Source organism: Deinococcus arboris (genome assembly GCF_009755355.1).
Taxonomy (GTDB): Bacteria; Deinococcota; Deinococci; order Deinococcales; family Deinococcaceae; genus Deinococcus; species Deinococcus betulae.
This window is the reverse complement of sequence record NZ_WQLB01000012.1, coordinates 108,412-118,737: the sequence shown is the minus strand read 5'-3', so window position 1 is coordinate 118,737 and position 10,326 is coordinate 108,412. Positions and strand designations below refer to the sequence as shown.

Below are 10,326 nucleotides of genomic sequence, written 5' to 3'. Positions count from 1 at the left end.
GAGCATTTTCTGCACAGATGCTACGCGCTGGGCCGCGCGAATCTTCCTTTCAGGGCATCCGTTTTAGCGTCACGGGATAGCGGAGGGCGTTAACCGTCAGCGTCCCATTCAGGGTGTTCTGGCCTACGACGGCACTCAGGGTGGCGCTGGCCTTCAGAGGAACATTGCTCACGCCAAAGCCCAGGACGCTGGCGTTCAACCGGGCGGTCTCGGCAGGGGTGATGCGCGCGCTCAGCGTCTCGCCGTCCGGGCTGGGGAGCAGCGTGCCTTCCAGTAGAAAAGCGTCGCCGCTGCTCAGGTTGCGGTAGGCCCCGCTAACGCTGTGGTTCACCGGATTAACGGTATAGGTGACGCGCAGACGCTGCGGCAGCAGCAGAAAGCGGACCTCGCCCTCGTAGGTCATCACTGGCTGCGCCTGCTGGGTGGGGGCGCAGGCTGCCAGCAGCACCAGGACTGGCCAACCGCGCTTCACTGGCTGCCATCCAGGCTCAGGGCCAGGCCCAGCAGCCGCTCGTCCTGACCATGGTGGCCCACCAGTTGCGCGCCCACGAAGGGCAGGGCTGTGGTCAGCGTCACCACCGGCGTCCCCAGCAGGCTAAAGGGAGCGGTCAGGCGCAGGGCCGCGCGACGCAGGGGCAAGGGACCGCCGGGCAACTCGATCTCATCCTGGCCTAGGCGTGGGGGTGGGGTGGGGACCGCTGGGGCCAGCAGCACGTCAAACCGCGCCAGTAAGCTGTCCAGCTGCGCCCGGTAAGCCGCGCGGCGCTCCCGTGCGGCGGCCCGTTCATCCGCACTCAGGGCTGCTCCTTGACGCAGTGAAGCCAGCGTCACTGGCAGGAAGGCCGGGTCAGGCAACGCCAGCGCCGTGCGGTGAACCTCTGCAGCCTCGCTCAGTACGGTGGGCGAGTAGGCGTCCAGAACCTCGGGAAAATCGGTGGTGGCCACCTCGGCCCCTAGGGTACGCAGCTGGCCTGCCAGCGCCTCGGTCGCCTGCGCCACCTCTCGGGTGACCCATCCCTCGGGCTGCCACAGGCCCACCCGCACACCCGTCCAGGATTGCGCCTGGGTCTGGGTGCCGGCCAGGGCGTCATGCACCCGCGCCAGCGTGGCCACGTCGCGCGCCAGCGGGCCGGTGTGGTCGCAACTGGGGGCCAGCGGCAGCACCCCAGTCAGGGGCCAAGCTGGGTGGTCCTTGGTGGGCTTGAAACCGGCCACCCCGCACCACGCCGCCGGGATGCGGATGCTGCCGCCAGTGTCGGTCCCCAGCGCGAAATCCACCTGCCCCAGCGCCACGCTGACCGCTGCGCCGCTACTGCTGCCGCCTGGCACATGTCCGGGCAGAGTCGGGTGTTCAGTGCCGCCGTAACCGTTGGCGCCCGTAATGCCCAGCGCGATTTCGTGCAGGTGCGTTTTGCCTGTGGCGCTTGCCCCCAGCGCCAGCAGGCGCGTGACCAGTGGACTGGGGCCAGGGTCCGGCACCGGCGCGCGGGTGCTGGCGTGCAGCGGCCAGCCTGTGACGCCATACAGGTCCTTGATGCTGAAGGTCAGGCCGGACAGTGGACCGCCCGCCTGACCCAGCAGGGGAGAGGCAGGCCGGTACGCCCAGGCGTGCTGCGGGTCAGGGACAAGAGGGCCACTCATCCGGCTCAGCCTAGAGCATTCGAGGAAAGAAAGGTCAGGCACTATCCGGAAGAGGGGCAGTGCTGTGAGCTGACCAGGGCTGAGACTATTGCAGCGACTGGCAACCGAGATCTTCTAGGTTGGCGCTGTCCTTCAGAGGTCACTTGGGCAGGCGGAAAAAGAGCGGTAAGCAGACTGGTGAGAGATCTCCAGCAAGACAGAAAATCCGGAATCTGCCCCTGGAAGGCGGTGCGGCTGAATTAGAGTTGTCTTCCATTTGCCTTGGTCGGTAACTGTCAGAGCTGCATCCTCCTCAGAACGGCAAGATTGGGTCTTGTTTCCACTGCCCCTGCGCCAGGGTGTACGGGCCAAAGTTCTGCAGGCCCAGCGGCCCAAAATCCGCGCTGAACCGGCCATCCACCCGGTAGGTCACCAGTTGCCCGCGCGCCACCTTGAGAAAAGAGGCGGCGGTCGTCAGCGACACCGGCAGGGTCAAGTCGGCCACCTGTTCGGCACTGCCGCGCGCGGGCAGGGCAATATTCGGGAAGTTCACGTCGCCTACCACGGCGCCGTCAATCACCAGTGAACCGCCCAGATTGGCTAGGCGCAGCGGCAATGGGTTGGGGTTGGTCACACGCAGCCCCACCCGAATCTGGGCAACGGGCGCGCTGCCAAAGCCGCCGGGCAGGGTCAGGCTGGTCAGGCCGATGCTCTGGACCGCCACCTCGGGGACCTGGAACACCTGTTGCAGCGGCGCGCAGGCGCCCAGGGCAAGGGAGAGCAACACAGCCGGCGCGGCAAGACGCAAACGCATGCCTGCACGGTAGCGCGCCGGGCTTGCCGGAACCTGACGGCCCAGTTGCTCATGGAAGCTGCGAAGACTCCGGGTTTTCTCCCGCGATGGCACTGGAGTGAGTTGTGCCGGAACTTACTCTTTCAGATGTCCACCTGCGTCCCAGGCAGCAGAGAAGTCAGACTCTGGCAGCGCCCTCCTCACCCAGGCCGCTCCTGCTACCCTGCCCGCATGGTGCAGATTGTTCGGGTGCTGGCGCTGGCCGCTGCGGTGGGGGTGGGCGGCGCCCAGGCCGTCACGCTGGAGTTTGGAGTGTCGTATGCGCGCCCTGGCGGCTCTCCCCTCTGGGCCGAGGCTGGTGTCAGCGACCTGCCGCTGCTGGGCGGCACCGTCACGGCCGTGGCCGGCACCCGCGCCGCGCGGCTGGGCTATGCGCGGGGCCTGACGCTTCCGCCACTGGGGGCGGTCAGCGCCACCACCGACCTGACCGTGACCTGGCAGGGTGGCGTGCGGCTGGCCAGCCGCGCCAGTGGCAGCGTGGGCCCGCTGGCCCTGAATCTGGGGGCCGCTGCCTTTACCACCTCTGCCACCGCTGCTGACCCGAACGCCGCGTTCACGGAAACTGCCACCGATTTGCGTGAGCGTGGCGTCAGCGGCGACCTCACACTGCGCTACCGCCTTTCCCGCGAAGTGGTGGCGGTGGTCGGGGGCGAATTCGGGGCGCAGCCGCATCTGCTGGTGGGGGTGGAAGGCCGCCGCGTCCTGACCCGGCCCGTGCAGGGTACAGAAGCCGCCGAGGACGCCGAACCAATGGCCGCAGACCCTCTTCCTGACGCTGTTCCCAGTGACACCCTGCCCACAGAACCACCTACGTCCAGCGAAGTCGCCCCCGACGAGCCTGCTCCTGATGAATCTGCCCTGGCCGAACCCGAGGTAGAACCGGTGGGCACGCTTTCTTGGCGGCTGGGTGCCCGCGCTGGTCGGGACGTACTGGGGCTCAGCGGCGGGCTGTCATATGCCACCGAGGCCGGTCTGACCCTGGCCCTGGACGCGCTGGTTGGGCCGCACACCCTGGGCCTCACTGGCAGCGCCGCCTGGAACGAGGTGCTGGGCGAGGGCAGCACCCTGCGCCTCTATGCTGCTTACGAGCCGTGGCGCACCGTCAGCTCGCCGCTGCGTGCCGGGGTAGAGGCGACCCTGGCCGCCGGGCCAGGAACCCTGGGCGTGCAGGTGAATGGGGGACGCCGACTGGACGGCGCGGCGGGTGTTGGACTGCGTGTCTCCTATGCCCTGCCCCTCGCCGGCACCGACAGTCCCTGATCTCAAACTGACCTGGGCCACGTCTGGGCGCAAGAATAAACCGCCCATCAGGTGTGCGGCGGCCTTCTCATGAGTGGGGGCCTGATACTGCGGCGGTATGACCAGACGCCTGACTCTGACCCTGCTGACCGCTCTGCTGCCTGTGGCCGGAGCGCAGACCGCGCAGGACATCATCAACAAAGTAGACACCACCCAGAAAGCGGCCAAAGACGTGTCGTTTCGCCTGAGCGGAACGGCGGCTCTGGACAGCGCCGCGCAGCGCATTGATCTCACCGTCAAGGCTATTCCCACTCAGAATGTGGCACGTGTTCAGTTCACTGCGCCTGACGCCCTGGCTGACAACGTCGTCGTAGCCGACAAGAACGAGGTTCGTCAGTACCTTTACCTGACCAACCAGATTACCGTCACCAGCACTAAGAACGCGGCCAGTTCGGCGGGCCTGGGACTGGACTTCACGCAACTGAGTAACACCGCCGCCATGCTCAGCGCCTACAACGTCAAACTGCTGGCCACCAGTGGCGCGGCAGGCGCCCGGCAATACCAGCTGGAGGCCACGCCCAAGTCGGGCAGCGGCGACCGCACCCGAGTGTGGATCACTGAAGCAGGCTGGCGCCCGACCCGCATCCAGATTCTCAGCGGCGCAGGCAAAACAGTGGCCGATCTGAGTGTCTCGAACTACCGTGTCAACTCCGGGCTCAGTGCGGCGTCTATTCGCGCCCTCCCCAAAGACGCCCAGGTGATCCGGCAGTAAACGTCCCGCCGGAAAAGGCCTACTGCTGAGGCCTTTTCTGGTGTAGAGACAAGTCTTTGACAACCAGTGCAGGCAAGGCGATCAATTGGAAGACGCCACCTGAACGTAAAGAACTCAAGTCATAACGCAGCGCGACCAGCTTTTTTGAGTGGTCGCGCTGCGTTATGCAAAACCCCCGCCGGGGTGGCGGGGGTCGGTCAATGAAAGTGTGCTTGGCTTAGTTCAGGACGCGGCGGGCGCCGTTGTAGCGGCTGGACCAGTAAGCGTTGCCAAACAGCGGCTCGATGATGGTGCGGCCGTAGTAGCTGTTGGCGTTGGCCATCATGCCGTCGCCCATGTAGATGCCCACATGGCTGGCCACGCGGCCCATCGTGTTGAAGAAGACCAGGTCGCCGGCGCGCAGGTCGCGGCGGCTGACGGCGCTGCCGGCGCCCCACTGGGCGGCTGCGGTGCGGGGCAGGCTGATGCCCATCTGGCGGAAGACGTTCATGGTGAAGCCGCTGCAGTCCAGGCCGCCGCCCCCCGTGCCGCCCAGCACGTAGCGAATTCCCAAGAAGCGGGTGGCAGCTGAGCGCACGAAAGCGCTGCCGCGTGCCGGCGCTGCGGCCACGGGCGCAGCAGGCCGGTTAGCAGCGGCCGGTTGGGCGCTGCCGCCGGTGCTCAGCTTCTGGCCCACCTGAATCGTGGAGCTACTGAGGCGGTTGAGCTTCATCAGCGTGCCGGCCTCCACACCTGTCGCCTTGGCAATCGAGTACAGGGTGTCACCGGGCTTAACGGTGTAGGTGGCGGCGGTGGCGCTGCCACAAAGGGCGGCGAGGGTCAGTAGGGCACGGAAAACTTTCATTGACCTGCGCAGTTTATCGTCCCTTTATTTATTTGTCCTTTATTCTTGGAAAAAGGCGGGCTGGGTATGCGCCTATACGGCCTTTATGCGTGATCGAAACCTGATCAAGAGCCTGGAAATAGCGGCCAGACCTCAGGATTCTCAAGAAGACCCTCATGGGAAAGGTTCGTCAAAAAGCACCGTGTCAGCTCTCTTTCCACGAATGCCAAATTTTGCAAAAACTCATTTTTCTAATGCTTTGGGACAATGCGGTCTCAAATGGTTCGTGGGCAACAGTCGTGTGCAGTTTAAGTCTGGTGTGACCTCCGCCCCCGACACAGGCGGTACGCTGACGGCATGAAGGAAATGCTGTCCACCGAACAGATTCAGCAGGGTCTCAAGCATTACCGCCGGATTGCGCGTCAGGACATGTTGCGTGCCGGCGAGACCCCGCACCCGGACGCTTTTCTAAGGCACGCCGAAAGCCGCCGCGAGATTTATGTCCAGCTGGGCACCCACGCCGACAGCCACGGCCCAGACGAGACGATTGCGCACGCCCTGAGCCTGTACCAGGGCCTGCCGTTTGTGACCGGAACCCCGGAAGACGCCCATCCTGACATCAAGGGACAGGAAAACGCCCTGGAAAACTTCTTTCTGCTGGTGGGGCTGGACCCCAAGACCCGGCGCGAAGCGCGCAGCCGGCGCCCCCGGCTGCCCGCCTGACCGTACACTGGCGCGGTATGCCCCACCCGGATTTTGTCGGACTCGTGAATTCCCTGCAGGCCACCGCCGAGGCGGCCCTGGGCGACCTGAACGCCGCCACGGCCAGCGCGGCCCGCGACGGCCTGCTGGACGAGCGCCGCGCCCGCCAGACCGCTGAGCGCAGCCTGAAACTGCTGGTCATGCTGGCCGAGAAAACGCGCGGCAATCTGGACTTTACCGAGGCCGACCTGCTGAGCGGCGCCATCGCCAGTGTGCAGGGCCGCCTGACCGCGCCGGGCGCCTAGGTGCGCGCGGCGCTGCAACGAGTGACCCACGCCGACTGCACGGTTGACGGCGAGGTGACCGGCCGCACCGGGCCGGGCCTTCTGGTGCTGCTGGGGGTCACGCACACCGATACCGAGTCCACGGCGCGCGCCCTGGCCGCCAAGGTGGCCAAGCTGCGGATATTTGGCGACGACTCGGGCCGAATGAACCGCAGCGTGCAGGATGTATGCGGCGGTATTCTGAGCATCAGTCAGTTCACGCTGTACGCCGAGACAAGGGGCGGCAACCGTCCCAGCTTCACTGCCGCCGCGCCGCCCGAGCAGGCCAGGGCGCTGTACGGAGTGTTCAATGCCGCCCTGCGCGACCTGGGTCTGCCGGTGGAGGAGGGGGTATTCGGCGCCCACATGGTTATCAGCCTGACCAACGACGGCCCCGTCACCCTGACCCTGGAGCTAGACTGAGGGTGAAGAGGGCGCTGGGACGATGCCCTTAGGCTCTGCACCGCTAACGAAACAGGCAGCCGTGGTGGGTCGGTTCTTGAGCTGCTCTCCGTCCTGAATTGGGTCTGGAACAGGCGGCTTGAGGCTCTCTTGCGGCCCCTCACTGTTCGTGACAGCAGCTTTGCCAGTGCTCAGTCTAGTGACGGCCCCTCGCCTGGTCTGGGTGACCTGGGATGAAACAATAGACGCACATGCCCTCTCCTAACCCTCTTCCGCCGCCCCTGCGTGACCTGGTGCGGCTGCGGCGCGTGCGTGACCGGATAGACCGTGATTACGCGCAGCCGCTGGATGTTGAGGCACTGGCTCGCAGCGTCAATATGTCGGGCGGGCACCTCAGTCGCCTCTTCCGGCGGGCGTATGGCGAGTCGCCGTATGCCTACCTGATGACGCGGCGCATCGAACGGGCGATGGCGCTGCTTCAGCAGGGGCATCTGAGCGTCACCGAGGTCTGTTTTGCGGTGGGCTGCTCGTCGCTGGGGACGTTCAGCACCCGCTTTACCGAGCTGGTGGGCATGTCACCCAGTGCTTACCGCCGTGACCGTGCCGGCGCGAGTGCTGGCCTGCCGCCCTGCGTGGCGAAGCAGGTCACGCGGCCGGTCAGGAATCGAGAAGCGCTGGCCGCTGGACCCGGCCTAGAGTAACGGCATGACCCTGACCGTTCACCAGACTTTTTTGCCGCACACCGACCCAGACGCCTCGCTGGCCTTCTACCGGGACGCCCTGGGTTTTGAGGTTCACAGCCAGGTGGAATACGGCGGCCTGCACTGGATCACGGTGGGGTCAGTTCAGCAGGGCGGCGTGTCTATCGTGCTGTATCCGCCGGCGGCCACCCCAGGCGTGACGCCAGATGAGGGGCGCACCATTGCCGAGATGATGGCCAAGGGCACCTACGCGGCCCTGGTGCTGGCCACCCCGGACCTGGACAGCACTTTTGAGCGCCTGCAGGCCCAGGCCGAAGTGGTTCAGGAGCCGACAGAACAGCCGTATGGCGTGCGCGACTGCGCGTTCCGCGACCCTGCTGGCAACCTGATTCGCATTCAGGAATGCCGCTAAAGCCCTCGCCGCTCACAGGTCGCGTTTTTAGGTTCTAGAACAGCACTGGAACCGAGCCAGTGCCACCCTAACGTCCTGTGTTCTCGCTCGCTTCATCCAGAGATGAACGGCGACCTCTTCAATAAGGAGTGACCTCTATGCCGGACAAGACACGTCAGAAAGCCGCCGCCACAGCCGGTTTTACCGAGGACGAACGCGCCGCCATGCAGGAGCGCGCCGCCGAATTGAAGCGCGAAGCCCGCCGCCCACGCGGGGCAAAGACCGATGAAACAGCCGAGGTGCTGGCCAAGATTGCCGAGATGTCAGAGCCAGACCGCGACCTGGCCACGCGGCTGCACGCGCTGATTCTGGCCAGTGCCCCGGTCCTGTCACCCCGCCTGTGGTACGGCATGCCCGCCTACACCAAAAACGGCAAGGTGGTCTGCTTCTTTCAGAGTGGGCAGAAGTTCAAGGCCCGCTACGCGACCCTGGGCTTCAGCGACGCGGCGGCCCTGGATGATGGGACCCTCTGGCCCACCGCCTTTGCCCTGACCGAGTTGACTGCCGAGCATGAGACCAGACTCAGCGAGCTGGTGAAGCGGGCAGTCGGTTAAGGGGGTCGGGGGGCGACACAGGCGCGGCGCTGATGCCTCTCTCCACACGCGCCAGGTGCGCGGTGCGGTGTTGTGTTCGCCCCTCTCCCCGCACGCTTCATCTGGGGCTGGCAACCTCTTCAGGTCAACGTTTCGGTCGCCGCCAGTTCCCGGTAGACAGCGCCCAACTCCAGGGCGGCCTGAAGGTCCGGCAGGCGAAGGGCCGCTGAGACCCGTCCGTTCGTCACCCGGAACAGGGTCTCCACCCTGGTCGGGGCCTCGCTGTCTGGCCAGGTGGCGTCCTGCTCCACGGCCATCAGGCGGTCGCTGACCGGGTGCCACGTCAGCGGCACCCGCCGAATCCCCGAGCGCTGAATCCAGCCGGTAAACTCGGCGGGACTGAGGGTCGCGGCGCCTCTGGGTCCCAGCACCACAGTGGCTGGCGCCACCACCTCGCTGGCGGCGGCAAGGTCGCCGCTCCCCACCACTTCATGCCACCGGGTAATGACCGCTCTGCTGTTGGGGTTCATCAAACCTGTTGTACACCACGGCCTACAGAGGCCAGCGGGGCAGTGGCGTTCAGGATGCCGCAGTCCAGCGTCCAGCTGTGGGTGGATGGTGGTCAGGTCCATTCTGAGGCCAGGGGTGCCTCCCAGGTGCCCTGGATGCTGCGGTGGACTCTGGCCGCCTAGCCCACGGCACCTCGCTGGAACACAACCTCCACGCCCGTTTGCCTGCGTCAACGGCGGCCTTGCTGCAAAGGCTTCCAATGGGCGGCCCTCCTGTCCTCTCACGCACGCGGTTTATCCTGCGCGGCATGATGCGCCGCACTGCCCTGCTGGCCGCCCTGCTCCTGGTGGGCGGCGCGGCGGCCTACACCGTCAAGCCTGGCGACACCCTGTATTCCATTGCGCGGCGGAGCGGCACCACTGTCGAGGCCCTCGTGCGCCTGAACAGCCTGAAGGGCACCACGCTGGAAGTGGGCCAGACCTTGCAGCTGCCTGGCGCAGCGGCCCCCACACCGGCCCCGCCCGCCCGGCCCGCACCTTTACCCGCCGCGCAACTGGCCCCCACACCGTCCACCGTCCGCATTGCTGGCGTCAACATCACAGTACCGGCCAGCCTGCGCATGGGCGAGGCGTTCGTGTTGCGTTTAAGCGGCGCGCGGGCGGGGCAGGCCACCGTCCGTTTTCCCAGTGAGGTGGGCGAGGATGTGCGCCAGCCTGCCGAGGCCCTTAAGCCCATCGGCGCGGCGGGTGAGTATGCCGTACCGGGCCGGGTGGTGCTGGGCAAGACCACCCCGGTGGTCTACGAGGTGACCCTGGACGGGGCGCTGGTGCGTGGGCGTATCCCTGTCAATAGCCTGGAGCAGCCTATTCAGCACCTGAATCTGCCCGCGCGCATCAGCGGGGTGCTGCAGGACCCCGCCCGGCAGGCAGAAGACGCGCTGGTGGAAAAGGCCTATGCCCGGCGCACCACGCAGGCCTGGACCCGGCCTTTCGCCCCGGCCCTGGAGGGGGTCAGGCCCACCAGCAGCTCGTTTGGGCAGCCGCGCACCTATGTGGCGGGTGGTCCGGTGGCTTACCACTTTGGCACCGATTACCCGGCGCGCAGCGGCACACCCGTACTGGCGGTCAACGACGGCACGGTGGTGATCGCCGGGCGCTACCCGGTGCGCGGCGGCCTGGTGGTCATTGACCACGGCGCCGGGGTGACCAGCCTGTACTTCCACCAGAGTCGCGTGACGGCCAAGGTCGGCCAGAAGGTCAGCCGGGGCGACAAATTGGGCGAGGTGGGGACCACCGGCCTGAGCGCCGGCCCTCACCTGCATCTGGAAATCCGGGTGCGCGGCGAGGGCACCAATCCGGCGGGCTGGATGAACCGCCTGTGGCCCAAATAGGCCAGGC

Annotated in this window: 15 protein-coding genes; 10 read left to right on the top strand and 5 right to left on the bottom strand. The window is 66.4% G+C overall.

The annotated features are described in order from the left end of the window. Positions 1 to 49: 49 nt before the first annotated feature. The 3 genes from GO986_RS10860 to GO986_RS10850 all read right to left on the bottom strand — a co-directional run bounded on the left by GO986_RS10860 (position 50) and on the right by GO986_RS10850 (position 2,434). A complete protein-coding gene (locus GO986_RS10860) occupies positions 50 to 472 on the bottom strand; it encodes a hypothetical protein (protein WP_157459312.1) in 423 nt (140 codons plus the stop codon). Beyond that, on the bottom strand, positions 469 to 1,641 hold the full coding sequence (locus GO986_RS10855) for an amidase (RefSeq protein WP_157459311.1): 1,173 nt from the start codon (positions 1,639 to 1,641) through the stop codon (positions 469 to 471). The genes GO986_RS10860 and GO986_RS10855 overlap by 4 nt, the downstream gene beginning before the upstream one ends. A gap of 292 nt (positions 1,642 to 1,933) precedes the next feature. Continuing rightward, positions 1,934 to 2,434, bottom strand: coding sequence for an LEA type 2 family protein (locus tag GO986_RS10850; RefSeq protein ID WP_157459310.1), 501 nt, complete (start codon positions 2,432 to 2,434; stop codon positions 1,934 to 1,936). 210 nt (positions 2,435 to 2,644) lie between these two features. Between GO986_RS10850 and GO986_RS10845 the strand changes: the two genes are divergently transcribed. Beyond that, on the top strand, positions 2,645 to 3,733 hold the full coding sequence (locus GO986_RS10845; RefSeq protein ID WP_157459309.1) for a hypothetical protein: 1,089 nt from the start codon (positions 2,645 to 2,647) through the stop codon (positions 3,731 to 3,733). A 97-nt stretch (positions 3,734 to 3,830) separates the two neighbouring features. Further along, complete coding sequence (locus tag GO986_RS10840; RefSeq protein WP_157459308.1) at positions 3,831 to 4,484, top strand: outer membrane lipoprotein carrier protein LolA; 654 nt, start codon at positions 3,831 to 3,833, stop codon at positions 4,482 to 4,484. A gap of 217 nt (positions 4,485 to 4,701) precedes the next feature. Here GO986_RS10840 and GO986_RS10835 read toward each other — a convergent pair whose 3' ends face one another. After that, positions 4,702 to 5,328, bottom strand: coding sequence for a C40 family peptidase (locus tag GO986_RS10835; protein WP_157459307.1), 627 nt, complete (start codon positions 5,326 to 5,328; stop codon positions 4,702 to 4,704). An 85-nt stretch (positions 5,329 to 5,413) separates the two neighbouring features. On the opposite strand from GO986_RS10835, the gene GO986_RS10830 reads away from it, so the two are divergent. From GO986_RS10830 to GO986_RS10800, 7 genes are all read left to right on the top strand, one after another. Continuing rightward, positions 5,414 to 5,668 carry a hypothetical protein gene (locus tag GO986_RS10830; RefSeq protein ID WP_157459306.1) on the top strand — a complete coding sequence of 85 codons (255 nt, stop codon included), beginning with the start codon at positions 5,414 to 5,416 and terminating at the stop codon, positions 5,666 to 5,668. Then, positions 5,665 to 6,030: a hypothetical protein gene (locus tag GO986_RS10825; RefSeq protein ID WP_157459305.1), complete on the top strand. Its 366-nt coding sequence runs from the start codon at positions 5,665 to 5,667 to the stop codon at positions 6,028 to 6,030. Before GO986_RS10830 ends, GO986_RS10825 begins: the two co-directional genes overlap by 4 nt. Positions 6,031 to 6,047: 17 nt before the next feature. Beyond that, the gene (locus tag GO986_RS10820; protein WP_157459304.1) at positions 6,048 to 6,314 is read left to right on the top strand and encodes a DUF1844 domain-containing protein; all 267 of its coding nucleotides are present in this window, start codon (positions 6,048 to 6,050) and stop codon (positions 6,312 to 6,314) included. Further along, a complete protein-coding gene (dtd, locus tag GO986_RS10815; RefSeq protein ID WP_369409310.1) occupies positions 6,315 to 6,755 on the top strand; it encodes a D-aminoacyl-tRNA deacylase in 441 nt (146 codons plus the stop codon). Positions 6,756 to 6,985: 230 nt separating this feature from the next. Continuing rightward, positions 6,986 to 7,435, top strand: a complete 450-nt coding sequence (locus GO986_RS10810; protein WP_157459303.1) for a helix-turn-helix transcriptional regulator — start codon at positions 6,986 to 6,988, stop codon at positions 7,433 to 7,435. A 4-nt stretch (positions 7,436 to 7,439) separates the two neighbouring features. After that, complete coding sequence (locus tag GO986_RS10805; protein WP_157459302.1) at positions 7,440 to 7,847, top strand: VOC family protein; 408 nt, start codon at positions 7,440 to 7,442, stop codon at positions 7,845 to 7,847. A gap of 137 nt (positions 7,848 to 7,984) precedes the next feature. Then, the gene (locus GO986_RS10800) at positions 7,985 to 8,440 is read left to right on the top strand and encodes an iron chaperone (RefSeq protein WP_157459301.1); all 456 of its coding nucleotides are present in this window, start codon (positions 7,985 to 7,987) and stop codon (positions 8,438 to 8,440) included. Positions 8,441 to 8,559: 119 nt separating this feature from the next. Here GO986_RS10800 and GO986_RS10795 read toward each other — a convergent pair whose 3' ends face one another. Beyond that, the gene (locus GO986_RS10795; protein ID WP_157459300.1) at positions 8,560 to 8,949 is read right to left on the bottom strand and encodes a hypothetical protein; all 390 of its coding nucleotides are present in this window, start codon (positions 8,947 to 8,949) and stop codon (positions 8,560 to 8,562) included. Positions 8,950 to 9,236: 287 nt separating this feature from the next. Between GO986_RS10795 and GO986_RS10790 the strand changes: the two genes are divergently transcribed. Continuing rightward, positions 9,237 to 10,319, top strand: coding sequence for a LysM peptidoglycan-binding domain-containing M23 family metallopeptidase (locus GO986_RS10790; protein ID WP_198170591.1), 1,083 nt, complete (start codon positions 9,237 to 9,239; stop codon positions 10,317 to 10,319). The last annotated feature ends 7 nt before the right edge of the window (positions 10,320 to 10,326 follow it).